Origin of the sequence: Microbacterium sp. ZW CA_36 (genome assembly GCF_044987475.1) — a bacterium.
Taxonomy (GTDB): domain Bacteria; phylum Actinomycetota; class Actinomycetes; order Actinomycetales; family Microbacteriaceae; genus Microbacterium.
Window position 1 is genome coordinate 1 of sequence record NZ_JBJDRL010000013.1, and the last position, 24,329, is coordinate 24,329.

Annotated in this window: 21 protein-coding genes; 13 read left to right on the plus strand and 8 right to left on the minus strand. The window is 71.0% G+C overall.

Annotated features, from left to right (window positions below; genetic code table 11):
- Window positions 1-180: 180 nt before the first annotated feature.
- On the minus strand, window positions 181-765 hold the full coding sequence (locus tag ACI3KX_RS08000; protein ID WP_349426747.1) for a GNAT family protein: 585 nt from the start codon (window positions 763-765) through the stop codon (window positions 181-183).
- A 185-nt stretch (window positions 766-950) separates the two neighbouring features.
- Here ACI3KX_RS08000 and ACI3KX_RS08005 point away from each other — a divergent pair, with 185 nt between their 5' ends.
- The 5 genes from ACI3KX_RS08005 to ACI3KX_RS08025 all read left to right on the plus strand — a co-directional run bounded on the left by ACI3KX_RS08005 (window position 951) and on the right by ACI3KX_RS08025 (window position 6,179).
- A complete protein-coding gene (locus ACI3KX_RS08005) occupies window positions 951-2,498 on the plus strand; it encodes an ABC transporter substrate-binding protein (RefSeq protein ID WP_404909323.1) in 1,548 nt (515 codons plus the stop codon).
- Between the two features lie 123 nt (window positions 2,499-2,621).
- A complete protein-coding gene (locus tag ACI3KX_RS08010; protein WP_349426749.1) occupies window positions 2,622-3,581 on the plus strand; it encodes an ABC transporter permease in 960 nt (319 codons plus the stop codon).
- Entirely contained in the window at window positions 3,578-4,450 is an 873-nt protein-coding gene (locus tag ACI3KX_RS08015) for an ABC transporter permease (protein WP_363357901.1), read from the plus strand. Before ACI3KX_RS08010 ends, ACI3KX_RS08015 begins: the two co-directional genes overlap by 4 nt.
- Window positions 4,447-5,274 carry an ABC transporter ATP-binding protein gene (locus tag ACI3KX_RS08020; protein WP_404909324.1) on the plus strand — a complete coding sequence of 276 codons (828 nt, stop codon included), beginning with the start codon at window positions 4,447-4,449 and terminating at the stop codon, window positions 5,272-5,274. Before ACI3KX_RS08015 ends, ACI3KX_RS08020 begins: the two co-directional genes overlap by 4 nt.
- Window positions 5,271-6,179 (plus strand): ATP-binding cassette domain-containing protein, encoded by a 909-nt coding sequence (locus ACI3KX_RS08025; protein ID WP_363357899.1) that lies wholly within the window; start codon window positions 5,271-5,273, stop codon window positions 6,177-6,179. Before ACI3KX_RS08020 ends, ACI3KX_RS08025 begins: the two co-directional genes overlap by 4 nt.
- A 552-nt stretch (window positions 6,180-6,731) precedes the next feature.
- On the opposite strand, the gene ACI3KX_RS08030 is transcribed toward ACI3KX_RS08025, so the two are convergent.
- Both ACI3KX_RS08030 and ACI3KX_RS08035 read right to left on the minus strand, forming a co-directional pair.
- The gene (locus ACI3KX_RS08030; protein ID WP_404909381.1) at window positions 6,732-8,567 is read right to left on the minus strand and encodes a phospho-sugar mutase; all 1,836 of its coding nucleotides are present in this window, start codon (window positions 8,565-8,567) and stop codon (window positions 6,732-6,734) included.
- A 32-nt stretch (window positions 8,568-8,599) separates the two neighbouring features.
- Window positions 8,600-9,433 (minus strand): purine-nucleoside phosphorylase, encoded by an 834-nt coding sequence (locus ACI3KX_RS08035; RefSeq protein ID WP_404909325.1) that lies wholly within the window; start codon window positions 9,431-9,433, stop codon window positions 8,600-8,602.
- Window positions 9,434-9,539: 106 nt separating this feature from the next.
- Here ACI3KX_RS08035 and ACI3KX_RS08040 point away from each other — a divergent pair, with 106 nt between their 5' ends.
- Entirely contained in the window at window positions 9,540-10,997 is a 1,458-nt protein-coding gene (locus ACI3KX_RS08040; protein WP_349426753.1) for an NAD(P)H-quinone dehydrogenase, read from the plus strand.
- 360 nt (window positions 10,998-11,357) lie between these two features.
- Here ACI3KX_RS08040 and ACI3KX_RS08045 read toward each other — a convergent pair whose 3' ends face one another.
- The 3 genes from ACI3KX_RS08045 to ACI3KX_RS08055 all read right to left on the minus strand — a co-directional run bounded on the left by ACI3KX_RS08045 (window position 11,358) and on the right by ACI3KX_RS08055 (window position 14,586).
- Window positions 11,358-11,501, minus strand: a complete 144-nt coding sequence (locus ACI3KX_RS08045) for a hypothetical protein (protein ID WP_404909326.1) — start codon at window positions 11,499-11,501, stop codon at window positions 11,358-11,360.
- 518 nt (window positions 11,502-12,019) lie between these two features.
- Window positions 12,020-13,786 (minus strand): biotin carboxylase N-terminal domain-containing protein, encoded by a 1,767-nt coding sequence (locus ACI3KX_RS08050; protein WP_349426756.1) that lies wholly within the window; start codon window positions 13,784-13,786, stop codon window positions 12,020-12,022.
- A gap of 110 nt (window positions 13,787-13,896) precedes the next feature.
- Window positions 13,897-14,586, minus strand: coding sequence for a Maf family protein (locus ACI3KX_RS08055; protein ID WP_404909327.1), 690 nt, complete (start codon window positions 14,584-14,586; stop codon window positions 13,897-13,899).
- Window positions 14,587-14,623: 37 nt separating this feature from the next.
- Between ACI3KX_RS08055 and ACI3KX_RS08060 the strand changes: the two genes are divergently transcribed.
- The 4 genes from ACI3KX_RS08060 to ACI3KX_RS08075 are packed head-to-tail and all read left to right on the plus strand — an operon-like array spanning window position 14,624 to window position 19,022.
- Window positions 14,624-15,988: a class I SAM-dependent RNA methyltransferase gene (locus tag ACI3KX_RS08060; RefSeq protein WP_404909328.1), complete on the plus strand. Its 1,365-nt coding sequence runs from the start codon at window positions 14,624-14,626 to the stop codon at window positions 15,986-15,988.
- A gap of 22 nt (window positions 15,989-16,010) precedes the next feature.
- Complete coding sequence (locus tag ACI3KX_RS08065) at window positions 16,011-16,688, plus strand: response regulator transcription factor (protein WP_349426758.1); 678 nt, start codon at window positions 16,011-16,013, stop codon at window positions 16,686-16,688.
- Window positions 16,678-17,928, plus strand: a complete 1,251-nt coding sequence (locus ACI3KX_RS08070; protein WP_404909329.1) for an ATP-binding protein — start codon at window positions 16,678-16,680, stop codon at window positions 17,926-17,928. Before ACI3KX_RS08065 ends, ACI3KX_RS08070 begins: the two co-directional genes overlap by 11 nt.
- Window positions 17,925-19,022 carry a hypothetical protein gene (locus tag ACI3KX_RS08075; RefSeq protein WP_404909330.1) on the plus strand — a complete coding sequence of 366 codons (1,098 nt, stop codon included), beginning with the start codon at window positions 17,925-17,927 and terminating at the stop codon, window positions 19,020-19,022. The genes ACI3KX_RS08070 and ACI3KX_RS08075 overlap by 4 nt, the downstream gene beginning before the upstream one ends.
- 450 nt (window positions 19,023-19,472) lie before the next feature.
- On the opposite strand, the gene ACI3KX_RS08080 is transcribed toward ACI3KX_RS08075, so the two are convergent.
- A complete protein-coding gene (locus tag ACI3KX_RS08080) occupies window positions 19,473-19,736 on the minus strand; it encodes an acyl-CoA carboxylase subunit epsilon (protein WP_404909331.1) in 264 nt (87 codons plus the stop codon).
- Window positions 19,733-21,322, minus strand: coding sequence for an acyl-CoA carboxylase subunit beta (locus ACI3KX_RS08085; RefSeq protein WP_404909332.1), 1,590 nt, complete (start codon window positions 21,320-21,322; stop codon window positions 19,733-19,735). Before ACI3KX_RS08085 ends, ACI3KX_RS08080 begins: the two co-directional genes overlap by 4 nt.
- 138 nt (window positions 21,323-21,460) lie before the next feature.
- On the opposite strand from ACI3KX_RS08085, the gene ACI3KX_RS08090 reads away from it, so the two are divergent.
- The 3 genes from ACI3KX_RS08090 to ACI3KX_RS08100 all read left to right on the plus strand — a co-directional run bounded on the left by ACI3KX_RS08090 (window position 21,461) and on the right by ACI3KX_RS08100 (window position 24,326).
- On the plus strand, window positions 21,461-22,273 hold the full coding sequence (locus tag ACI3KX_RS08090) for a biotin--[acetyl-CoA-carboxylase] ligase (protein WP_363358238.1): 813 nt from the start codon (window positions 21,461-21,463) through the stop codon (window positions 22,271-22,273).
- Window positions 22,274-22,540: 267 nt separating this feature from the next.
- The gene (locus tag ACI3KX_RS08095) at window positions 22,541-23,125 is read left to right on the plus strand and encodes a PH domain-containing protein (protein ID WP_363357891.1); all 585 of its coding nucleotides are present in this window, start codon (window positions 22,541-22,543) and stop codon (window positions 23,123-23,125) included.
- Between the two features lie 64 nt (window positions 23,126-23,189).
- Window positions 23,190-24,326 (plus strand): 5-(carboxyamino)imidazole ribonucleotide synthase, encoded by a 1,137-nt coding sequence (locus tag ACI3KX_RS08100; protein ID WP_404909333.1) that lies wholly within the window; start codon window positions 23,190-23,192, stop codon window positions 24,324-24,326.
- The last annotated feature ends 3 nt before the right edge of the window (window positions 24,327-24,329 follow it).

Sequence of the window (24,329 nt, forward strand, 5' to 3'; positions counted from 1 at the left end):
GGGCGGACGGCTGACGTTCGGGGCGTGCGGCGTGCGCCCCGACTGCGGGCGGTGCGCCCCAACTAGGCGCCGTGCGCCCCGACCGTGCGCGGTGCGCCCCAAACCCGGAACGTCCGGGCGGGGAGGGGGAGGAACGATGGATGCCGCGGACCACGGCGAACCGCGGCCGCAGCGGCCGGGTCAGCCGCGGGCGAGGCGCTCGGTGAGGCCGAGGCGCACCGCGGGCCACTCGTGGGGGAGGATCGAGAACACGACGGTGTCGCGGAGCGTGCCGTCGGGACCGAGCCGGTGGTTGCGCAGCACGCCGTCCTGCCGGGCGCCGAGCCGGGCGATCGCGGCGCGGGACTGCAGGTTGTGCCAGTGCGTGCGGAATTCGACTGCGATCGCGTCGCACGCCTCGAACGCGTGGCCCAGCAGCAGCAGCTTCGACGCCGTGTTGACCGCGGTGCGCTGCGCCTCCCGGCCGAGCCAGGTGTGCCCGATCTCGACGTGGCGATTCGGCTGGTCGATGTTGCAGAAGGTCGTCGTGCCCACCACGCGTCCGGTGTCCAGGCGGCGGACCGCCCACGGGTTCATGTGGCCCTCGTCGCGCCACGCCAGCCGCTGCGCGATGTCGGCGGCGACCCCGTCGGGACGCGGCACCGACGTGTACCAGGTGTGCTCCAGGCCGACCGCGGCCGCGGCGAGGTCGGCCTCGTGCTCGGGGGCGAGCGGTTCGAGGCGCACGTACGCGTTCTCCAGCGCGATGGGCAGGGTGAGCAGCATCCTCCGAGCCTAGGGCTCGATGTGCATGTCGCCGCGTCGACATACTTCGCAATTGTTCGGCCGATCGGAGCCTCCCGCTCGGGGGCCGACCTAGGCTCGAACGGTGCGTTCATTCGGGCGCATGCACAGCGAAGAGGACTCGAACCACGATGAAGACCCAAGAGCTCGTAAAGACGAGACGGCGAGTGATCGCCCCCATCGCACTGGCACTGGCGGCGACCATCGGACTGGCGGCCTGCGCGCAGGGCGAAGCGGCACCCGAGACGAGCAGCGCCGAGGCGACCGGACAGTTCACCTACGCGATCGCGAGCGACCCGACATCGCTCAACCCGATCAACGTCGGCGACCGCTGGGGCCTGACGGTCACGAACCTCGTGTACTCGCCGCTCGCGCGCGTCGAGGGCGACGGCACGGTCGTCAACGAGCTGGCCGAGTCCATCGAGCCCGCCGACGACGGCCTGTCGGTCACCGTCACCCTGAAGGACGGCCTGACCTGGTCCGACGGCGAGCCGCTCACGGCCGACGACGTCGTCTTCACCTACACGAACAAGGCGGTCCGCGAGAACGGCAACGCCGACCTGCTGTGGATCGGCGACCAGCCCATCACCGCCGAGGCCACCGACGAGCGCACCGTGGTCTTCCACCTGCCCAGCGTCAGCGCGGCGGCCCTCAGCAACATCGCCACCGAGACGTACATCATCCCCGAGCACGTGTACGGCGACGTCACCGACTTCTCGGTCTCGGAGCTCGACCCGATCGCGGTCGGCTCGGGCCCGTACAAGCTCGCCGAGTACGAGCGCGGCCAGTACCTCACGTTCGAGGCGAACGAGAACTACTACGGCGAGGCGCCGAAGATCCCCGAGGTGACGCTGCGCATCGTGTCGGACGCCGACACGGTCAAGACGGCGCTGCAGACCGGTGAGGTGGACGCCTCGTTCGCGACCCCCGACCAGGTCGCCGAGCTCGAGGGTGCCGGGCTGAACGTGAACCCGTACGCCGAGGGCCGCGTCGCCTACCTCGGTCTCAACGCCGCGAAGCTGACCGACCCGAAGGTGCGCCAGGCGATCTTCTTCGCCCTCGACCGCGACGAGATCAACACCGGCGCGTTCCTCAGCGAGGACTACTACGAGAACGCCTACACGATCCTTCCGCCGAGCAACGCCTACGCGACGGAGGACGTCGAGCAGTACCAGCAGGACGCGGATGCCTCGGCCGCCCTCCTCGAGGAGGCCGGCGTGTCCGACCTCACGCTCACGCTGGCGTACGCGAACTCCGATCCCGCGCAGACGACCGAGGCGACGCTGATCCAGCAGCAGCTGCAGGATGCCGGCATCACCGTGGAGCTCGCGGGCATCGAGCCGGCCGCGGTCTTCGAGGAGATCCAGAAGGGCGCCGACTCGCAGTACGACGCGTTCCTCGGTGGCTACATCATGGGCCAGGACCCCGACGCGTACAGCCTGCTCTACCGCACGGGCGCCTCGGCGAACTACTTCTCGTACTCGAACCCGGCGACGGACGCGCTGTTCGACCAGGGCGCCGTCGAGCTCGATCCCGACGCGCGTGCGTCGATCTACGCCGATCTGCAGGCGCAGATCGCCGAGGACGCGGTGGTGTTCCCGCTCGCCGACAACCTCAAGATCCTCGCTGTGAACCCGCGGATCGGCGGCGTCGAGGACGCCAAGCTCGTCCCGATCTACACCTTCGAGAACTTCGGGCTTCTCACCGAGCAGTGAGCGACGGACGTCACGGGCACCCGCCACGGGTGCCCGTGACGTCGTCATGTTCGGCGGGTCGCTCCCGGCGACTCGGCTGCGCCGAGTCCGAGCATCCGTCGCCCTCGTGGGGAAAGGAGAACGATGGCGGTCTACATCCTGCGCCGCCTGCTGCAGGTCATCCCGATGCTGCTCCTGGTGACATTCGTGGTCTTCCTGCTGCTGCACGCGGCGCCCTACGACGTCGTCGACGCGATCACGACGCCCCAGATGTCGGAGGAGACCGAGGCGGCGATGCGCGCCCGCTACGGACTCGACCAGCCGATCGTCGTGCAGTACGGGCTCTGGCTCGTCAACGTGCTGCAGGGCGACCTGGGGTACTCGCTCGTGAGCCGGCACTCGATCGCCGAAGAGCTCGCCGCCCGCATCCCGAACACGATCATGCTGGTGGCGCCGGCCTACCTCGCCGCCCTCGTCATCGCCGTGGTGCTCGGCCTGATCGCCGGCTCGCGTCGGGGCACGATCGTCGACAAGACGATCGACGGGCTCGCCGGCATCGGCATCGCGACGCCGTCGTTCTGGTTCGCGCTCCTGGTCATCTACGTCTTCGGCTACCAGTTGCGCTGGTTCCCGATCATCGGCATGCACTCCGTGGGCAAGCAGGGCGATCCGGTCGACTTCCTGATGCACTTCGTGATGCCGTTCCTGGTGCTCGTCGTCGCGTTCTTCCCCGAGTTGGCCCGGTACGTGCGCTCCGCGACCATCAGCCAGCTCTCGCAGGACTACGTGCTGGTGCAGCGCGGCTTCGGCGCCTCGCGCCGTCAGGTGCTGACCCGCCACGTCGGCCGCAACGTGATGCTGCCGATCATCACGCAGCTGGGTCTCGCACTTCCGATCCTCGTCACCGGCGCCATCGTGACCGAGTCGATCTTCGGCTGGCCCGGCATCGGCCCCTACTTCCTCACGGCGACGCGAAGCCTCGACTACCCGGTTGTGCTCGCGGTGCTGCTGCTGTCTGCGGTGCTCGTCATCGTCGGTAACCTCATCGCCGACATCCTCTACGTCGTCGTCGACCCGCGTATCCGGATCGGAGCGGGCTCATGACCGCCACCACTCCCAACGTCGCCGCCGCCATCGATGCGAACACCCTCGTGCATCGCGCGCGGTCGTTCCGCTCGGTCGCGGCCCTGCTGGCCATCGCGTTCCTCGTCGTCGTCGGTGCGGTGTCGCTGCTCGCCCCGCTGCTGCCGCTGGATCCGACCTCGACCGACCTCGCGATCCGCTGGCAGCCGCCGAGCGCCGCGCACTGGTTCGGCACCGACGAGCTCGGGCGCGACTACTTCTCGCGTGTCGTCTACGGCGGACGCATCTCGCTGACCGTCGGCATCCTGGCGATGATCGCGGCCACCGCGATCGGCGTCGTCGTGGGCCTCGTCGCGGGGTACGCCGGCGGCCGGATCGACGACCTGCTGATGCGGTTCGTCGACTTCCTGTCGTCGATCCCGTGGATGGTGCTCGTGATCGTCGCCAGCGTGTTCCTCAAGCCGGGGCTCTGGACCATCATCTTCGTGATCGGCGCGTTCTCGTGGATGGCGACCGCCCGCCTGGTGCGCGCCGAGACGCTGACGCTCCGCGAGCGCGCGTTCGTGCGCTACGCGCGCTACATCGGCGTGCGGCGCGAGCTCGTGATGTGGCGGCACGTGGTGCCCGACGCCGCGCCTACGATCATCGTCGCTGCGACGGCGAGCATCTCGACCGCGATCCTCACCGAGTCGGCGCTGAGCTTCCTCGGCCTCGGCATCCAGCCGCCGATGGCGTCGTGGGGAAGCCTCCTCGAATCGGCGCAGGGAAGTCTGCAGACGGCGCCGTACCTGGCGCTGATCCCCGGCATCCTCATCCTGCTCACGGTGCTGTCGTTCAATGTGCTCGGCGATGCGCTGCGGCAGTCGGTCAGTGAAGGGGGTGCGTCATGACGGTCCCCGCGACGACTTCCCCCGGCGGTGACGTGCTGCTGAGTGTCGAAGGCCTCGACGTCGACCTCGCCGGCCGCACCGGCGGTCGCGTGCGCGTGCTCGACGACGTGTCGTTCGAGGTGCCGCGGGGCCGCGCCGTCGGCATCGTCGGCGAGTCCGGGTCGGGCAAGACGATGCTGCTCCGCGCGCTGATGGGGATCCTTCCCGAGGGTGCCACGCGCGAGTGGCGCCACGTTCTCCTCGACGGCCGCGACGTCACCGCGGCGATGTCGCGCGAGCGGCTGCCGGCGGCGATGGTCTTCCAGGACCCCATGACCTCGTTCAACCCGCTCGTGCGCATCGGCGCGCACCTCACCGAGGTCGCGCAGAGGTTCCAGCGCGTCGGGCGGCGGCAGGCGACGGCGCTCGCACGCGAGGCGCTCGTGGCGGTCCGCATCCCCGACCCCGACCGCGTGCTGTCGCGGTACCCGCATGAGCTGTCGGGCGGCATGCGCCAGCGCGCGATGATCGCGATGGCCCTCCTCGCGAGGCCGGAGCTGCTGCTCGCCGACGAGCCGACGACCGCGCTCGACGCGACGATCCAGGCGCAGATCCTGGCGCTGCTGCGCGCCCTGCAGGCCGAGCGCTCGCTGACGGTGCTCATCGTGACGCACGATCTCGCGGTCGTGGCGGCCGTCTGCGACGAGGTGCTCGTGATGAAGGACGGTCGCATCGTAGAGTCCGGTGACGTCGAACGCGTCTTCCGCGAGCCGCAGCATCCGTACACGAGGGAGCTGCTGGATGCCGCGCCCGACGCGCCATCGGCAGGGGAGGGGGACGCATGACCGGGCAGCCGACGGACGATCTCGTCCGGGTCGAGGGACTCGTGAAGACCTTCCCGCTGCGCAACGCCTGGGGCCGCACGACCGGCACGGTGCGCGCCGTCGACGGCGTCGACCTCACCATCCGCCGCGGTGAGACGCTCGCCCTGGTGGGGGAGTCGGGGAGCGGCAAGTCGACCCTGGGGCGCTGCATCCTGCAGATGGACGAGCCTACCAGCGGCACCGTCACGTACGACGGGGTCGAGCTCACGACGCTCGCCCGTGCCCGGCGCGCGCCCTACCACCGGTCGATGCAGGTCATCTTCCAGGATCCGTTCTCATCGTTGAACCCGCACCGCACGGCGCTTCAGAACGTCTTGGAGCCGCTCACGGTGCTCGCCCCCGACGCGGATCCGCGCGCGCAGGCGATCGAGGCGCTCGCCGCCGTCGGGATCGACGGCGACGCCGTCCACCGTCGTCCGCGCGCGTTCTCGGGCGGTCAGCGACAGCGCATCGTGATCGCGCGGGCCATCGCCGTGCGTCCGGGATTCGTGGTGTGCGACGAGCCGCTCTCGGCGCTCGACATGTCGATCCAGGCGCAGGTCACCGAACTGCTGCTGCGCCTGCAGCGCGAGCTCGCGCTGACGTACCTGTTCATCTCGCACGACCTCTCCGTCGTGCGAGAGATCGCGACGCGCACCGCCGTCATGAATCGCGGCCGCATCGTCGAGCTCGGCCCGACCGCCGAGGTGTTTGCGTCGCCGCAGCACCCCTACACGCGCCATCTCCTCGACGCCGCGCTGTCGACGGACCCCGTGCAGGCGCGACGCCGTCTGGAGCGCATCTCCACGCGACCGGAGCCGGTCGGCCTCGAGCCCGACGGCACCGCGCTCGCCGAGATCACGCCCGGCCACTTCGTGCTGCGCTGACGAGGCGCTGAAGTCTTCGCGATCGTCCGGCGCGTTTCGGCTCGCTCGTTCCTCGCTCGCTCAACGACCGGGGGCACAGTTCCGGTCGTTGAGCGAGGGAGCGCCAGCGACTGAGACGAAACGCGGCGAAGTCTTCGCGATCGTCCGGCGCGTTTCGTCTCGCTCGTTCCTCGCTCGCTCAACGACCGGGGGGCGAGGTTGCGGCCGTTGAGCGAGGGAGCGGCGGCCGGCGACCGAGCGAAACGCGCCGAAGTCTCTGCGATCGTCCGGCGCGTTTCGTCTCGCTCGTTCCTCGCTCGCTCAACGACCGGGGGTGGCGAGGTTGCAGTCGTTGAGTGGGGGAGCGGCGGCGACCGAGTCGAAACGCGCCGGAGTCTCTGCGATCGTCCGGCGCGTTTCGTCTCGCTCGTTCCTCGCTCGCTCAACGACCGGGGGCGGCGAGGTTGCGGTCGTTGAGCGAGGGAGCGCCAGCGAGCGAGACGAAACGCGCCGGAGTCTCCGCGATCGTCCGGCGCGTTTCGTCTCGCTCGCTCAACGACCGGAGGCGGCGCGTCAGCCGCCGTACTCGACGAGCAGCGCCCGGGCGCCGTCCGCGAGCGCGGCGACCCGCGCGGCGGCGTCGTCGCGGGACTCGCCGCGCACGTCGAGGTAGAGCTTGAGCTTGGGCTCGGTGCCGCTCGGCCGCACGATCACGCGGGAGCCGTCCGCGAGCCAGAGCCGCAGGACGTCCCCCGGCGGGAGGTCGTCGAAACCCTCCTGCAGATCGTCGATGCGGTCCACCGCGACATCCCCGACGGATTCCGGATGCCGCGCCCGCAGCGCCGCCATGATGCTCGAGATCTGCGACACGTCGTCGACGCGGATCGACACCTGGTCGCTCGCGAAGGCGCCGAACTGCTCCTCGAACTCGGCGAGGAGATCGCCGAGCGTCGCGCCACGACCGCGCGCCTCCGTCACCATGCCGAGCATCGCCACGGCGGCCGAGATGCCGTCCTTGTCGCGCACGGTGCCGGGGTTCACGAGATAGCCGAGCGCCTCCTCGAATCCGAACACGATGCCGGGGGCGCGGGAGATCCACTTGAACCCGGTCAGCGTGGCGTGGAAGTCGAGGCCGTAGTGCTCGGCGACGGCCTGCAGGCCGGGGGAGGAGACCAGCGAGCAGGCGAGCGATGCGCCGTCGGGGGCCGGGCCGTCGGCCGTCGCGAGCTGCGCGGCGCGCCACCCCAGCAGCAGGCCGATCTCGTTGCCGGTCAGCCGTCGCCAGCCGCCTTCGGCGGAGTCGTCGGGCAGGGCGACGGCGAGCCGGTCGGCGTCGGGGTCGTTGGCGATCACGAGCTCGGCGCCGGTCTCGCGGGCGGCGTCGAAGGCGAGATCCATCGCGCCCGGTTCCTCGGGGTTCGGGAACGCGACTGTCGGGAAGGTGCCGTCGGGTTCGAGCTGCGCCGACACCGGCACCGGCGCCGGGTAGCCGGCGGCCTCGAGGATGCGCGACAGCGTCTCCCACCCGACGCCGTGCATCGCGGTGTAGACCCAGGTGAGACCGTCCGCTCCGGCCGGCGCCGGGGCGACGGCGGCGGTCGCCGCGATGTAGTCGTCGACGACGCTCTCGGCGGCCACCTCGAAGGCGAGCGAGCGGGGGAGCGTGCTGATGTCGCCGGCCTCGGCCACCCGTGCGATGTGCGCGGCGATCTCGGCGTCGGCGGGCGAGACGATCTGCGAGCCGTCGTCGGCGCCGCCCAGGTACACCTTGTAGCCGTTGTCGTCGGGCGGGTTGTGGCTCGCGGTCACCATCACGCCGGCCGCGGCGCCGAAGTGCCGCACCGCGAACGCGAGCACGGGGGTCGGGAGCAGGCGGGGGAGCTGGATGGCTCGCAGACCCGCGCCGGCGAAGATCTCGGCGGAGTCGCGCGCGAACACGTCGGAGTTGCGACGACCGTCGTAGCCGATCACCACGATCGGGGCCTCGTCGAGGATGCCGGGAACCTCCGGCCCCTCCGCCTCGAGCGCATCGGTGGACGGCGGCTCGGTGAGCTCCGGTGCATCGGGCATCGCTGCGGCGGCGGCATCCGGTGTCTCGGCCCCCGCCTCGACATCCGCGGCGGCGTCCGGTGTCTCCGCTGCGCCCTCGGCGCCAGCGTCCGCTGCGCCCTCGGCGGCGGCGGCAGCAACCGCATGAACCGCGTGCTCGTCGCCCAGGCGCGTCGAGAAGCGGTCCGCCAGCTCGTCCGCGGCCGCCGGATCGCCGGACTCGGCGGCCTCGATCAGCGCTCGCAGCTCGTTGCGCGTCTCGCCGTCGGGGTCCTGCGCGAGCCATGCGTGCGCGCGCTCGAGCACGTCGGTGGCGGCATCCGACCCGGCCGGAACCTTCTCGGGTGCCGGCTCCTGCACGTCCGGGCTCGCGGCCGGAACCTCCGCGCCGCTCACAGCGCGCCGATCACACGGGCGAGGAGCGACGAGATGACGGGCTCGGCCTCGCGGCCGGCGTCGAGCACCTCCTGGTGGCTGAGCGGTGTCTTCTGGATGCCGGCGGCCATGTTGGTGATCAGCGAGAAGCCGAGGATCTCCATGCCGGCCTGGCGCGCGGCGATGGCCTCGAGCGCCGTCGACATGCCGACGATGTGCCCGCCGATCGCCTTCGCCATCTGCACCTCGGCCGGGGTCTCGTACTGGGGTCCGCGGAACTGGCAGTACACGCCTTCGTCGAGGCTCGGATCGATCGATCGCGCCAGGTCGCGCAGGCGGAGCGAGTAGAGGTCGGTGAGGTCGATGAACGTGGCACCCTCGAGCGGCGAGTCGCCGGTGAGGTTGATGTGGTCGCTGATGAGCACCGGCCGACCCGGCGTCCAGGTGTGCTTGATGCCCCCGGCGCCGTTGGTGAGGACCATCGTGCGGGCTCCGGCCGCGGCGGCCGTGCGCACACTGTGCACCACCCGTCGCACGCCGTAGCCCTCGTAGTAGTGGGTGCGGGCGCCGATCACCAGCACGCGGCGGCCCTTCGGTGTGACGATGCTCCGCAGCGTCCCGACGTGACCGCTGAGCGCGGGAGCGCTGAAGCCGGTCACCTGCGTCGCGGGGAACGTCGCGGTCGTCTCGCCGAGGAGCTCCGCGGCCTTGCCCCAGCCGCTGCCGAGGGTCAACGCGATGTCGTGACGCTCGACGCGGGTGATGCGGGCGATGTCCTCCGCGGCGGCGGCGGCGACCTCGAAAGGGTTGGCCGTGGGGTCGTCGAGAGGATTGCCGGTGGTGTCTGACATGTCACCACTTTAGGAACCGCCGGGCACAAGGGCCAGCGAGTGCGCTGCGCCGGGTCTTCGGGAGTGTCGCCGTATGTGTCGTCGCCGCGGCATCCGGCAGGGGAGAATGGAATCCATGTCGATCAGCTTCGAGACCACCCAGAGCGTCGCCATCCTCGGCGGCGGACCCGGAGGCTACGACGCGGCGCTGGCCGCCGCCCAGCTCGGAGCCGAGGTGACGGTGGTCGAACGGGCAGGCATCGGCGGCTCGGCCGTCATCACGGACGTCGTCCCGTCCAAGTCGCTCATCGCGACCGCCGACGCGGCCGTCGCGATCGCCGGAGCCGGTGACCTCGGTGTGCAGCTGTTCGCGAAGGGCAAGGACGGCAAGCCCCTCAAGCCCGAGATCGCGATCAACCTGAGCGCCGTGAACAAGCGCCTGCTCACGCTCGCCCGGCAGCAGTCCGACGACATGCGCGCGTCGCTGGTCGAGGCGGGCGTCCGCATCATCTCCGGTCACGGGCGACTCGAGGGCGACCATGCCGTCGTGGTGTCGACCGGCCCCGGTGGCACCGACTTCGACCGCATCGAGGCGGACACGCTCGTCGTCTCGACCGGCTCGTCGCCGCGCGAGCTCGCCAGCGCCAAGCCGGACGGCGACCGCATCCTCACGTGGACGCAGCTGTACAACATGAGCGCGCTGCCCGAGCACCTCATCGTGGTCGGATCGGGCGTGACCGGCGCCGAGTTCGCCGGCGCGTACATGAACCTGGGCGCGAAGGTGACGCTGGTCTCCAGCCGTGACCAGGTGCTTCCGGGGGAGGACAAGGATGCCGCCGCCGTCCTGGAGCGCGTCTTCAAGCGCGGCGGCATGAAGCTGCTGTCGAAGTCGCGGGCCGAGAAGGTCGAGAACACCGGTGAGGGCGTCGTCGTGACGCTGTCGGACGGCCGCACCGTCGAGGGCAGCCACTGCCTGATGGCCGTCGGCTCGATCCCCAACACCACGGGCATCGGCCTCGAAGAGGCCGGTGTTCAGATGACCGAGTCCGGCAACATCCAGGTCAACCGCGTCGCGCGCACGTCGGTGCCGAACATCTACGCCGCCGGCGACTGCACCACCTTCGTGCCGCTTGCGTCCGTCGCCTCGATGCAGGGCCGCACCGCGATCTTCCACGCGCTCGGCGATGTCGTCATCCCGCTCGAGCGCCGCCGCATCACCTCGAACATTTTCACCGCCCCCGAGATCGCGACGATCGGCTGGCAGGAGAAGGACATCGAGGACGGCCACATCAACGGCGTCGTGCACAAGCTGCCGCTGGCCGCCAACCCGCGCGCGAAGATGATGGGCGTCAAGGACGGCTTCGTCAAGCTCATCGCCCGCGAGGGCAGCGGCACCGTCATCGGCGGCGTGATCGTCGCCCCCCGCGCCTCGGAGCTCATCTACCCGATCGCGATCGCGGTCGAGCGCCGCCTCACCGTCGACCAGGTCTCCCGCGTCTTCGCGGTCTACCCGTCGCTGTCGGGCAGCATCACCGACGCCGCCCGCGCGATGCACGTCGTCGACCACAACGTCTACGGCGGCTGACCCGGGCTGACGGATGCCGCGGGCGCGCGGCATCCGTCCCGCCGGCGGCACCCGTCATCGCCGCTTCGCCGGCGATGCTGCGCGCCGCGTCCGTGGCCCGCCCGGCGGCATGCGCCCGGCTCGCGGCGCGGTTGACGTCGTCGGAGATGTCGCCTCGTCGCACCTTCCACAGGTCAACCGCGGCTCCACAGGACTTCTGCGAGCCGGGTCTCCTGTCGAGGCCCGGTTGACCTGTTGAAGGCGAGCGCATCAGCGCACTCATCCGCGGGTGAGGATCGGGGGGAACGGCGGGCGACGACCGGTGGAATGACGCGATGGACTGACGGATGCCGTGGGCAGCCTGCATCCGTCATCGCGCCGTCAGCCGAGTCCGCTGTTCGCGCGCCACAGTTCCGCGGCCCGGTTCGCGCCGGCGTCGACGACGGCGCGCAGCTCGGGATGGTCGGGCATCGCGAACGAGACGTATGCCCCGCGTCCGCCGGCGACCGGGCGGCCGTAGACCATCCTTCCCCGCCGCGCCCGCAGACACCCTCTGCGGGGGTCGATGAACTTCCGGCTCACACTTCCGGTGCGGTGTGTCTGCTTCGCTGAACTTCCTGCTCACACGGTGTGGGGTGTCGTGTCGGTGAACTTCCGGCGCACACTTCCGGCTCACACGGTGTGGGGTGTCGTGGCGATGAACTTCCGGCTCACACTGCGGTGCGGTGCGGTGCGGTGCCGTGCAGTGCGGTCCGGCGCGGTGCGGTGCGGTGCGGTGCGTGCGCGCCGGTGTGCGGGCTTCGCTGAACTTCCTGCTCACACGGGTGTGGGGGTCGTGCCGATGAACGTCCGGCTCACACGGCGCTCGTGGGCGTGCCGCTGCTCACACGCGTGGGTGACTGCTGTCGCTGAACATGCTGCTCACACTCCTGGCAGGTGGAGCGACGCGTCTCGCAAGAGGTGTGTGAGCCGGAAGTTCATCGGCCGAAAAGGCATGGGTCACACCCTGGCAGGACGCGCAGGCGCCGAGCGATTCCGCCGGATCAGCTGATCGTCAGCAGCTGGTGGCCGGCCGACACCGTGGTACCGGGGTTCGCGTTGATCGCGCCGATGACGCCGTCCTTGTGCGCCTGGATGGGCTGCTCCATCTTCATCGCCTCGAGCACCACGACCAGGTCGCCCTTGACGACCTGCTGGCCCTCCTCGACGGCGACCTTGACGATGGTCGCCTGCATGGGCGACTTCACCGCGTCGCCCGATGCGCCCGCCACCACGGTGGGGGCGTGGGAGCGCCGCGACGGCGGCACGGCGGCAGGGCGACCGGCGACACCGGGTGCGGTGACCACGCGGTCGGGCAGGCTCACCTCGAGGCGCTTGCCTGCGACCTCGACGACCACGGTGTGCCGTGCCTCGGCGGGCGCCGGCGCGTCGAGCTCGCCGTCCCACGGCGGGATGTCGTTCACGAACTCGGTCTCGATCCAGCGCGTGTAGACGCCGAACCGGCCGTCCGCCGCGACGAACGCGGGGTCGCGGACCACCGCCCGGTGGAACGGCAGAACGGTGGGAAGCCCCGACACCTCGAACTCGTCGAGGGCGCGACGCGAGCGCTCGAGCGCCTCGGCGCGGTCGCGGCCGGTGACGATGATCTTCGCGAGCAGCGAGTCGAACGCTCCCGACACGCTGTCGCCGGCGGTGACGCCGGAGTCCAGACGGATGCCGGGGCCGCCGAAGGTCTTGAAGACGTGGATAGGCCCGGGCTGGGGGAGGAATCCGCGCCCCGGGTCTTCGCCGTTGATGCGGAACTCGATCGAGTGGCCGTCGGCGATCGGGTCGTCGTAGCCGAGCTCCTCGCCCTCGGCGAGGCGGAACTGCTCGCGCACGAGGTCGATGCCGGTGACTTCCTCCGACACGGGGTGCTCGACCTGAAGGCGCGTGTTGACCTCGAGGAAGGAGATCGTGCCGTCGGCGCCGATGAGGAACTCGCAGGTGCCCGCACCGACGTAGCCGACCTCCTTGAGGATGGCCTTCGACGCGTCGTAGAGGATGGCGTTCTGCTCGTCCGAGAGGAACGGCGCGGGCGCCTCCTCGACGAGCTTCTGGTGACGCCGCTGCAGCGAGCAGTCGCGCGTCGAGATCACGACGACATTGCCGGCGGCATCCGCGAGGCACTGCGTCTCGACGTGGCGCGGCTTGTCGAGGTATTTCTCGACGAAGCACTCGCCGCGGCCGAACGCGGTGATCGCCTCGCGCGTGGCCGACTCGAACATCTCGGGCACCTCGTCGATCGTGCGGGCGACCTTGAGGCCTCGGCCGCCGCCGCCGTACGCCGCCTTGATGGCGATGGGCAGACCGACCTCTTCGGCGAAAGCGACGACCTCGTCGGCGCCTGCGACGGGGCCGGGGGTGCCCGGTGCGAGGGGAGCTCCGACCTTCTCGGCGACGGCGCGGGCGGTCACCTTGTCGCCGAGGGCCTCGATCGCCTCGGGTGACGGGCCGATCCACACCAGCCCGGCGCCGATCACGGCGCGAGCGAAGTCGGCGTTCTCAGCGAGGAATCCGTACCCGGGGTGCACGGCGTCAGCGCCGGAGCGGCGGGCGACCGACAGGATCTTGTCGATCGACAGGTACGTCTCGGCGCTGGTCGAGCCTTCGAGCGCGTATGCCTCGTCGGCGAGGCGGGCGTGCATGGCGTCGCGGTCCTGGTCGGCGTAGACGGCGACAGACGCCTTGCCCGCATCGCGGGCGGCGCGGATGACGCGAACGGCGATCTCGCCGCGGTTGGCAATGAGAACCTTGGCGATCTGGGGCATGGATGCCAGCCTACCGACGGCACCACCGGGGCTTTTGACCGGTTCATACAAGAACCGACGAGAAACGTGGGATTCCTACTACAACGCCGGTCGCCCGTCGGAGGTGCCTCTTACAGCGTGACCGGATCGGTCTCGGACCGACCGAGCGACGGATCGGACGTGTGCCACAACGCGGTCCACTCCACGCCCACCTCCCGGACGAGTCGGCGCAGCGTCGACACCGACATGCCGACGACGGTCGAGGGGTCGCCCTCGACGCGTTCGATGAAGGCCCCGCCGAGGCTGTCGACGGTGAACGCACCGGCCACGTGCAGCGGCTCGCCGCTCGCGACGTACGCGTCGATCTCGGCATCCGTCACGTCGTCCACGAAGGAGACGGATGCCGCGGCCGTCGCATGTACCTCGCGCGGCGCCTCGCCCGGCTCGATGCGAACGACGGCGTGCCCCGAGTGCAGCACGCCGGTGCGGCCGCGCATCGCCCGCCAGCGGGCCGCGGCGCTCTCGGGCGTGTACGGCTTGCCGAGCACCTCGCCGTCGAGCTCGAACATCGAGTCGCCGCCGATGACGATGCCGTCGAATCCCGGGATGTCGTCGCGCAGCCTCGCGGCCACGTCGGCCGCCTTGCGCCGAGCGAGTAAGAGCACGTGCTCGTCGGGAGCCAGCGCGCGCTGCTCGGCCGCCTCGACCGCGGCGATCACAGCCTCCTCGTCGACGTCGGGGGCGATCGTGAGCGGACGGATGCCGAACTGTCCCAGCAGCATGAGCCGGGCGGGCGAGGTCGAGGCGAGGCAGACGCGCATGCTCCCACGGTACGCGGCCGAGCCGTAGGCTCGACGGATGAGCGGAACCGGCGACCTCCTCGACCTCGACATCACGGGCGTCGCCCATGGCGGCGTCTTCGTCGCCCGGCACGAGGGACGCGTCGTGTTCGTGCCCGACACGATTCCGGGGGAGCGTGTCCGCGTGCGCCTCACCGACACGGCCAAGTCGTCGTTCTGGCGTGCCGAGACGCTCGAGGTTCTCGAGGCGTCGCCGCATCGCCAGCTCCACGTCTGGCGGCAGGCCGATGTCGACGTGCCGCCCGAGCAGCGCCCCGGCGGCGCCGACTTCGGCCATATCGAGCTCGCGCATCAGCGCAGCCTCAAGCTCGAGGTCCTGCTCGACGCCCTTCAGCGCTTCGGCCGCATCGACGCGCCCACGGCGACGATGAGCGCCGTCTCTGCTCCGCCGACGCCGGACGGCACCGAGGGCGGCGCCCAGGACGCCGACGGCGAGACCGTCGACGGCACCGGGTGGCGCACGCGGGTGAGCCTGCACGTCGACGACGACGGCAACGTCGGGCAGTACGCGGCGCGCAGCCATCGCGTGGTGCCGCTCGAGGACCTGCCGCTCGCGACCGCGGAAGTCGAGCGCACCGCGCTCGAGCTGCGCGGCGGCGAGCCCGGCCGCATCGATCTCGTACAGCCCGCGGACGGTCGCGTGCGGGTGCTGCCCCGGCGACAGACGCATCGGGATGCCGCCACCCGGCGTGGGCGCGGTAGCCGCCTGGCACCCGGGCGGCGTTCCGGCAAGACGCCCGCGCCCGAGGTCGTGGTCGAACGCGTCGGCGGCCGGGAGTTCCGCGTCGACGCCGGCGGCTTCTGGCAGGTCCACAGGCTTGCGGCGCACACGCTGACCACGGCCGTGTCGGCCGCGGTGAGCATCCTCCCGGGAGATGCTCCTGCCGTCGACCCCGACGCGTGGCATCTGGACCTCTACGGCGGCGTGGGATTGTTCGCGGCGACCCTCGGTGAGCTCGGCGGGCCGTCGACGCGAGTGACGAGCGTCGAATCCGACGCGCGCGCCACCGAGCACGCGGGCGAGAATCTCGTCGACTGGGTCGGCGCCCGGGCCGAGACTGCCCGGGTCGACCGCTGGCTGGCGCGGCTCGCCGCCGAGGCATCCGCCTCCGAACGAGAGCGCCTGTCCCGGGGAGTCGTCCTCCTCGACCCGCCGCGCTCGGGAGCAGGACGCGATGTCGTCGAGCACATCACGGCGCTCTCGCCGAAGACGGTCGTCTACGTCGCCTGCGATCCGGTGGCGCTCTCCCGCGACATCGCCACCTTCCGCGCCGGCGGCTACGACCTGGCGAGCGTCGACGCCCTGGATCTATTCCCGAACTCGCATCACGTCGAAGCCGTGGCGGTTCTCACCCGCGGGTGACGCACGTGGCTAGGCTGGCGGAATGACGCGCGTGGCCTTCATCGACGACCACGAATCGGTACGGCTCGGGCTGGAGGCGGCCTGCGTCCGTGCGGAGGCGATGAACGTCGCCTTCTCGGGCAGCACCGTGACCGAGTATGTGGAGTGGCGGGCACGATCGCGCCAGCCGCCGGCTGACGTCGTGGTGCTCGATCTGACGCTCGGCGATGGCACAACGGTCACCGAGAACGTGCGGCGCCTGGTGCTCGACGGGTCGAGTGTCATCATCCACAGTGTCGCCGACCGCCCGGCAGCGGTGCGCGAGGCCCTGGCCGCCGGCGCTGCCGGTGTCGTCAGCAAGTCCTCGCCCATCGGCGACGTGATCGCAGCGGTGCGCACGGTGGCGCGCGGCGAGCCGCTCAACAACGTCGAGTGGGCCAGCGCCGTCGAGGGCGACCGCGCGTTCGCCGACGCGCAGCTGTCGGCCCGGGAACGCGACGTGCTGCGGCTGTACGCCGCAGGGCTTCCGCTGAAGGTCGTCGCCGACCGCCTCGGGGTCGCGTACTCCACGGCGAAGGAGAACATCACGCGCATCCGCGTCAAGTACGTCGAGGTCGGGCGCCCCGCTCCCACCAAGATCGACCTGCTGCACCGCGCCGTCGAAGACGGCATCCTCGTCGAGCCATCAGCCGACCCAGGAGACAGTGCGCGTGGCCGTTGACGCGCAGACCGGCGTGCTCGACACGGCGTGGGGTCAGATTCCCCACTCGCCGCAGGCGACTGCGGGCGTCGGGTCGTTCACGCGTTCACGCGTGGAGCGGATCATCTCGCTCGTCGGCGGCGCCTTCGGATCGCTCATCCTCGGCGTCCAGGCGTTCCTTGCGGCGCTGGGCTCGACCGACGAGCGGCCCGGGTGGCACGAAGCCCTGATGATCTCGGTGTTCGGCACTCTCGCGGTGATGATCCTCGCGTGCGTCATCGGGCGCGGCGTCCGGGTGGCTGCGGGTGTCTTCGCTCTCGTCTACGTGCTCGCGCTGGTCGCCTGGCCGATCGCCACCGCGGGAGTGACGCCGGCGGGCATCGAAGAGCCGTGGATCTGGTACTTGGTCAACCTTGCGACCCTCGCCGCGGTGCTGGCCTTCCCCTTCCCGCTGCAGATCGGCTGGACGATCCTCGCCCCGGTCCTCTTCGGACTGGTGCGGATGATGCAGGTCGACTTCGACAGCGACTACTGGATGACCGTCGGACTAGACGTGTCGTTCGCCCTCATCCTCGGCGGCGTGATCCTCACACTGGGCTGGCTGTTCCGCTCGATCGCCGTCAACGTCGACGAGACGCGTGCCCGGGCGGTCGCCTCCTACGCGCAGGCTGCGGCGGCGGATGCCGCGGAGCAGGAGCGCGTGGCCGTCGCAGCCCTCATGCACGACAGCGTGCTGGCAGCGCTCATCGCCGCGGAGCGGGCGAGCACGCCGCGCGAGCGCACGCTCGCGGCGTCGATGGCGCGCGAGGCGCTCACGCGGCTCGCCAACACCGAGCAGGATGCGCACGAGGGCACCGACGAGCCGTGGGATGTCGCGGCCCTCGCCGCCGAGATCGATGCGGCCGCCGCCGAGCTGGGCGTCGACGTCGACGTGCAGCGAGAGTTCGACGACGCCGGGTCGCTCATTCCGGGGCGCGTGGCGCGGGCGCTCGCGCTCGCCGCGACGCAGGCGGTCGCGAACGCCCTCCAGCACGCCGGTGGCGCCGGCCTCGGCGTCGCGGTGATGGAGACCCACGGGCGCGTGCGTGTAGAGGTGCACGACGCCGGCGAGGGCTTCGACCTGGATGCCGTCCCGGACGACCGGCTGGGCATCCGCGCGTCGATCATGGCCCGTGTCGCCGCCGTGGGCGGGCATGCGGATCTCGAGACCGGTCCGCACGGCACCGTCGTGCGGCTCACCTGGCAGGAGTCCGCCGCATGATCAGCGTCAAGAACGTCCTGGTCGTGCTCGCCGTCGCCTTCACGGCGTACCTTGCCGCGCGAGGCCTCTCGTGGACCGGACCCATCACGCAGCCCCTCGTCGTCGTGGTCACTCTCGCGTTCTATCTCGCGACCACCTGGCTCTGCATCTTCTGGGAACCCGCATCGACGCGATCCACGCCGCCTCCTGCCCCGTCGCCCGCGACGGGCGCACACGCCGAGGACGACGCGAAGACGGCGGTGGACGGCATCCGCGGTCCTGTCCGGCTCCCGCCGATCGCGCAGGTCCTGGCGCTCGCGTGTGCGGTCATCGTGCCGAGCGCGATCTCGGTCTCGGTGGGGGCCGACGCGCGCACGGCGCCGTTCGCGACCTGGTACCTGGGCGGGATCGGCGCGCTCATGACCATCGTCATGGTGCGCCGTCGCCCATGGACGGCATGGACGGGCATCGTCGCGCTCACCGTCGCGTCGATGCTCTGGATGGGACCGGTGAATGCGCTCGCGCTCGGGCTCGTCGGCTCCATCGTCTGGGTGACGTGCGCGCAGCTGCTGGTGTTCTCGATGGACCGGGCCGCCCGCGACACGTCCCGCCTCACGCGGCTGCAGCGCGCGGCGACGGGATGGCAGACCTCGCAGATCGTGCGCCAGCGGGAACGCCGGGTGCAGGTGCAGAAGGCGCTCGCAGTGGCGGGGCCCGTGCTCACGCGCACGGTCGCTCACGCCGGGGTGCTCAGCGATCCCGACCGTCTGGAGGCGCGGATTGCTGAGGGCAAGCTGCGCGATGAGATGCGCGGACCCCGCCTGCTCGATGACGAGGTGCGCGCCGAGCTCGAGCGTGCGCGGCGTCGTGGCGCGAACGTCACGGTCCTCGACGAGGGCGGGCTCGACGACGTCGACGACGAGCAGCTGAGCGTCATCCGCGCGCAGCTGGCCGACGCGCTGCGGTCTGCCACATCCGACCGGCTCTACATCCGCACCTCGCCTGACGAGCGGGTGGCCGTCACGGTCGTGGGACGCTCGCCGTCCGTCGCTGGGCCCAGCGACGAGGACTCCGTCGACCTCTGGCTCGAGATCCCGCACCCCGGCCGGGCCTGACCGCTCTGGCGGGCGCTTCCGATGGTGCTCGCGGCTCGGGGCTCGCATGGCGCTGATCGGCGACCGCTGAGCCAGTCGGGATGCCGTCGCATCACGCGAACGAGTCGGATGCGTTCGGTCAGCGCAGCGCAGCGCCGCACGGGGACACGAGCACGGATGGCGTACTCGCTCCCCGCCAGGAGGGGGAGGAACCAGGCGGGGAACGGAGAAGAAGGAGGCGAGGGGCGGCGAAGCCGCCCGCCCCTCGCCTGCGCGGACGGTTACCCGAAAACCGTCCGCATGGCCAGATCCGGGGATACCGCAGTGCGGAGTCGGACCGACCGAACGCAGAAGCGTTCCAGCGGATCAAGTATCTCCAGGTATCAAGGGCTGTGTCTGTAGGTATTTCGGGGGACAAGACCCACGAGCCCGGCGCAAGCGCTTTGGAGGCCTCCGACGAGGGCCGCGTGATCAGCCGAAGCGACCCCAGCCCAGGTCGCGGTCGAGCGGCTGCCGCAGGGCACGCTGCGAGAGCTCCCAGCCCGTGCGTCGCACCCGGTCCTCGGCGACGGCCTCTGCCGCCTCGCCGGTGTACGCCTCGCTCACGACGGCGATGAGCGCTGCGAGCTCCTCCTCCGTGGCCGTGCCGCGACGCATGTCGATCGTGACGCGGTCGGGCGCGGCAGGATCCCCGCCGGCCTCGGCAGGCACCGCCTGGTCGTCCGCGAGGCTCACAGCGGGATGTTCCCGTGCTTCTTGGGGGGCAGGCTGGCGCGCTTGCCGCGGAGCGCCCGCAGGGCCTTCGCGATGGAGACCCGCGTCTGCGCCGGCTCGATGATGCCGTCGAGCTCGCCGCGCTCGGCGGCGAGGAAGGGCGAGGCGACGTTGTACGTGTACTCGTTGGCGAGGCGTGTCCGCACCGCGGCGACATCCTCGCCTGCTTCTTCTGCGCGCTTGATCTCGCCGCGGTAGAGGATGTTCACGGCGCCCTGGCCGCCCATGACGGCGATCTCGGCCGTCGGCCACGCCAGGTTCACATCGGCGCCCAGCTGCTTGGAGCCCATGACGATGTAGGCGCCGCCGTAGGCCTTGCGGAGGATCACGGTCACCAGCGGGACGGTCGCCTCGGCGTACGCGTAGAGCAGCTTCGCGCCGCGGCGGATGACGCCGGTCCACTCCTGGTCGGTGCCGGGCAGGTAGCCCGGAACGTCCACGAGGGTGACGATCGGAATCGAGAAGGCGTCGCAGAAGCGCACGAAGCGGCTCGCCTTCTCGCCGGCCTCGATGTTCAGCGTGCCCGCCATCTGCGAGGGCTGGTTGGCGATGATTCCCACGGAGCGGCCCTCGATGCGGCCGAAGCCGATGACGATGTTCGGTGCGAACAGCGGCTGCACCTCGAGGAAGTCCTCGGCGTCGACGATCCCGCGGATCACCTGGTGGATGTCGTACGGCTGGTTCGGCGAGTCGGGGATGATCGCGTTCAGCGCGCGGTCGGCATCCGTGGTTTCGAATTCGAAACCGCTCTCGTAGACGGGCAGCTCGGCCATGTTGTTGTCGGGGAGGAATCCGAGCATCGAGCGGACGTAGTCGATCGCGTCGTCCTCGTCCTCGGCGAGGTAGTGCGCGACGCCCGAGCGGGTGTTGTGCGTGTACGCGCCGCCGAGCTCCTCCATGCCGACGTCCTCGCCGGTCACGGTCTTGATCACGTCGGGACCGGTGACGAACATCTGGCTGGTCTTGTCGACCATCACGACGAAGTCGGTGAGGGCGGGGGAGTACACGGCACCACCGGCAGCCGGGCCCATGATGATCGAGATCTGCGGGATGACGCCCGATGCTCGGGTGTTGAGGCGGAAGATCTCGCCGTACTTGCCGAGGGCGACGACGCCTTCCTGGATGCGGGCGCCGCCGGAGTCCAGGATTCCCACGATCGGGATGCCGGAGCGGAGGGCGAACTCCATGACCTTGATGATCTTCTCGCCGGCGACCTCGCCGAGCGATCCGCCGAAGGTCGAGAAGTCCTGCGAGTAGACCGCCACCGTGCGGCCGTGGATCGTACCGACGCCGCTGACGACGGAGTCGCCGTAGGGGCGGGAGCGGTCCATGCCGAACGCCGTGGTGCGGTGGCGCACGTACTCGTCGAGCTCGACGAAGCTGCCGGTGTCGAGGAGCATGTCGATGCGCTCGCGGGCGGTGCCCTTGCCCTTCGCGTGCTGCTTCTCCTTTGCGACCTCCTCGGGATCGAGGACGGCCTCCTGGAAGCGTGCGCGGAGGTCGGCGATCTTGCCGGCGGTCGTCGAGAGGTCGGGCTGATCGGTCACGGATTCCACCCTATCGGCGGGCTCAGGGGATCTGTTGGAGGGTTCACACAAGGGGTCGCGGCATCCGCTGTGGGTCCCCGGCGGGAAGGGCGGCCGCTCGAGCGGCGCCGACGCGGGGAGGCGCGTACGGTGAGCATCATGTCGTACTCGTCCGAGGGGTTCCCGCTCGCGGCAGCCGTGAGCCCGCGCGTCCAGGTCGTGGAGACCACCGACTCGACCAATGCCGACGTCGTGCGGCACGTCGTCGACGCCCCGCACGAATGGCCCCATCTGTCGCTGCTGCTGACCAGAGACCAGCGCGCGGGTCGCGGCCGCCTGGACCGCACGTGGGTGACGCCGCCCGGATCCGCCCTCGCCGTCTCGGTCGTCATCGATGCCGCGGCGATCCCCGCAGCGGCCAGGGGCTGGATCCCGCTGCTGGCGGGCGCCGCGATGACGCGTGCGATCGGTGCGCAGCTCGCAGGCTCTGCGCATACCGCGACGCTCAAGTGGCCGAACGACGTGCTGATCGACGGCGGGAAGGTCTGCGGCATCCTCGCCGAGGTCGTGCCCGGCCACCCCGATGTCGTCGTCGTCGGATCGGGCGTGAACACACGGATGCCGCGCGCCGACCTCCCCGTCGACACCGCGACCTCGTTCGCGGTCGTGGGTCTGACGTGCGACGAGGATCGCCTGCTGGCGGACTACGTCGCCGCCCTCGACGAACAGCTCACCGCGCTGGCCGCCGCCGGCGGGGATGCCGCCGCCTCGGGCGTGCTCGCAGAGGTCGAGGCGCTCTGCAGCACTCTGGGAAGCGACGTCGCGGTGTCGCTGCCCGACGGCCAGACGCTGTGGGGCCGGGCCCAGCGCGTCGACCCCGACGGGCGCCTCGTCGTCGTACAGGACGGCGAGTACGAGAGCGTCGTGTCGGCCGGCGACGTCGTGCACGTGCGAGCCCGTCCCCGCTCCTGAGCCCCGTTCGCTGAGCGAGCGAGGTACGAGCGAGACGAAACGCCTGCGCACGGAGCACCCGCCGGCCCCCAGGCATCCGAGCCCCGGTCGTTGAGCGAGCGAGGTACGAGCGAGACGAAACGCCTGCACCCGGCGCACACGCCGGTCCCGAGGCATCCGAGCCCCGGTCGTTGAGCGAGCGAGGTACGAGCGAGACGACACGCGCGCGGATGACGTAAAACGGCGGGTTCACCCCGGGCTGTCGGCGGCTCGCCGCACAATGGGGACATGACGCAGCCGACGAGCTACGGTGGCAGGCCGCTGACGCCGGCCCCCGGCGCGCCCACCCCGGAGCTGCTCGTCGCGCGCTTCCGCCCCCATGCGCGCCGGCTCACGTGGTCGGCCCTCGTGCTCATCGCCGTCGCCGGTGCCTGCGGGTACTTCTACGGCAACCTGCCGGCGCCGTTCGAGAACTGGATGCTGCTCGCCGCGGCCGCCGCCGTGGTGCTCCTGATCGTGGTCCTGCCATACCTCGCGTGGCTGGGGCACGTGTACACGATCACGACGCGGCGGGTGATGGAGCGTCGCGGAGTGTTCTCGGCGAAGCGCAGGGAGCTGGCACATGTCCGGGGCTACACGCTGAAGGTCCATCGCGGCCTGCTGCAGCGCATGTGGGGTGCGGGCACGATCACGCTCGCCAACGGCGTCGACGAGCCGCTGCGGCTCGCCAACATCCCCAGCGCCGAGCTCGTGCACGAGGCGCTGGTCGATCAGGTCGAGGTGAATCAGATCCTCGCGCACCGCGACGCCCAGCCGCTGCCGCCCGGTCCGCCGCCTGCTGTTCCGCCTCGGCCGCCCCTGCCGCAGTCCTGACCGGCTCGTCCGCCATTCCGGTGTGCGGGATGATGGAGGGAGTCTTGAGTCGAGAGGGAGTGGCATGGCGCTGCGAGTCGGAGTCGTCGGAGGTGGCCAGCTGGCCCGCATGATGATCGCGCCGGCGGTCGAACTCGGAGTCGAGCTGCGCGTGCTCGCCGAAGACGAGGGGATGTCGGCATCCCTCGCCGCCACTGCCGTCGGCGACTACCGCGACGCCGCCACCGTGCTCGCGTTCGCGCGCGACGTCGATGTCGTGACCTTCGACCACGAGCATGTGCCGCAGGACGTGCTGGCCGCGCTCGTCGGCGAGGGCATCGCCGTTCATCCCGGCCCCGATGCGCTCAAGGTCGCGCAGGACAAGCTCGTCATGCGGGCGCGCCTTCAGGAGCTCGGGATGCCGCAGCCCGACTGGGCGGCGGTCACCGACACCGAGGAGCTGCAGGCCTTCATCGACGACCACGGCGGGCGAGCGGTCGTGAAGACTCCCCGCGGGGGCTACGACGGCAAGGGCGTCCGCGTGGTCTCGGCGGGCACCGAGGCCGAGGACTGGTTCGCGACGCTCGCCGAGGACGCCCGTGGCGGCGCACTCCTCGTCGAGGAGCTCGTCGACTTCACGAGAGAGCTCGCCCAGCAGGTCGCCCGTCGTCCGTCGGGCGCCATGAAGGCCTACCCCGTCGTCGAGACGGTCCAGCGCGACGGGGTGTGCGCCGAGGTGATCGCACCGGCCCCGCACTCGAACGAGCGACTGCAGCGGGTGGCGTCCGAGATCGGCGTCGCGATCGCCGAAGGACTGGGCGTGACCGGGATGCTGGCGGTCGAGCTGTTCGAGACCACCGACGAGCGGCTGCTCGTGAACGAGCTGGCCATGCGCCCGCACAACAGCGGTCACTGGAGCCAGGACGGTGCGGTGACCAGCCAGTTCGAACAGCACCTGCGCGCCGTGCTCGACCTTCCGCTCGGCGACACCGATCCGGTCGCGGGGTGGGCCGTGATGGTCAACATCCTCGGCGGGCCGGCGGACGACCCGCTGGACGCGCGCTTCGCGGCCGCTATGGACGAGCACCCGCAGGCGAAGGTCCACACCTACGGCAAGGCGCCGCGCCCGGGGCGCAAGGTCGGGCACGTCAACGTCGTCGGCGACGACCTCGACGACGTGGCCTACCAGGCGCGCGCCGCGGCATCCTTCTTCCTCGACTGAGGC

What these genes read in the sequence shown, in the direction of transcription:
- ACI3KX_RS08000 (WP_349426747.1), bottom strand. Translation starts at nt 765, where the DNA reads ATGCTGCTCACCCTGCCCATCGCGCTGGAGAACGCGTACGTGCGCCTC.
- ACI3KX_RS08010 (WP_349426749.1), top strand. Translation starts at nt 2,622, where the DNA reads ATGGCGGTCTACATCCTGCGCCGCCTGCTGCAGGTCATCCCGATGCTG.
- ACI3KX_RS08015 (WP_363357901.1), top strand. Translation starts at nt 3,578, where the DNA reads ATGACCGCCACCACTCCCAACGTCGCCGCCGCCATCGATGCGAACACC.
- ACI3KX_RS08020 (WP_404909324.1), top strand. Translation starts at nt 4,447, where the DNA reads ATGACGGTCCCCGCGACGACTTCCCCCGGCGGTGACGTGCTGCTGAGT.
- ACI3KX_RS08025 (WP_363357899.1), top strand. Translation starts at nt 5,271, where the DNA reads ATGACCGGGCAGCCGACGGACGATCTCGTCCGGGTCGAGGGACTCGTG.
- ACI3KX_RS08035 (WP_404909325.1), bottom strand. Translation starts at nt 9,433, where the DNA reads ATGTCAGACACCACCGGCAATCCTCTCGACGACCCCACGGCCAACCCT.
- ACI3KX_RS08040 (WP_349426753.1), top strand. Translation starts at nt 9,540, where the DNA reads ATGGAATCCATGTCGATCAGCTTCGAGACCACCCAGAGCGTCGCCATC.
- ACI3KX_RS08045 (WP_404909326.1), bottom strand. Translation starts at nt 11,501, where the DNA reads ATGGTCTACGGCCGCCCGGTCGCCGGCGGACGCGGGGCATACGTCTCG.
- ACI3KX_RS08050 (WP_349426756.1), bottom strand. Translation starts at nt 13,786, where the DNA reads ATGCCCCAGATCGCCAAGGTTCTCATTGCCAACCGCGGCGAGATCGCC.
- ACI3KX_RS08055 (WP_404909327.1), bottom strand. Translation starts at nt 14,586, where the DNA reads ATGCGCGTCTGCCTCGCCTCGACCTCGCCCGCCCGGCTCATGCTGCTG.
- ACI3KX_RS08060 (WP_404909328.1), top strand. Translation starts at nt 14,624, where the DNA reads ATGAGCGGAACCGGCGACCTCCTCGACCTCGACATCACGGGCGTCGCC.
- ACI3KX_RS08065 (WP_349426758.1), top strand. Translation starts at nt 16,011, where the DNA reads ATGACGCGCGTGGCCTTCATCGACGACCACGAATCGGTACGGCTCGGG.
- ACI3KX_RS08075 (WP_404909330.1), top strand. Translation starts at nt 17,925, where the DNA reads ATGATCAGCGTCAAGAACGTCCTGGTCGTGCTCGCCGTCGCCTTCACG.
- ACI3KX_RS08090 (WP_363358238.1), top strand. Translation starts at nt 21,461, where the DNA reads ATGTCGTACTCGTCCGAGGGGTTCCCGCTCGCGGCAGCCGTGAGCCCG.
- ACI3KX_RS08095 (WP_363357891.1), top strand. Translation starts at nt 22,541, where the DNA reads ATGACGCAGCCGACGAGCTACGGTGGCAGGCCGCTGACGCCGGCCCCC.
- ACI3KX_RS08100 (WP_404909333.1), top strand. Translation starts at nt 23,190, where the DNA reads ATGGCGCTGCGAGTCGGAGTCGTCGGAGGTGGCCAGCTGGCCCGCATG.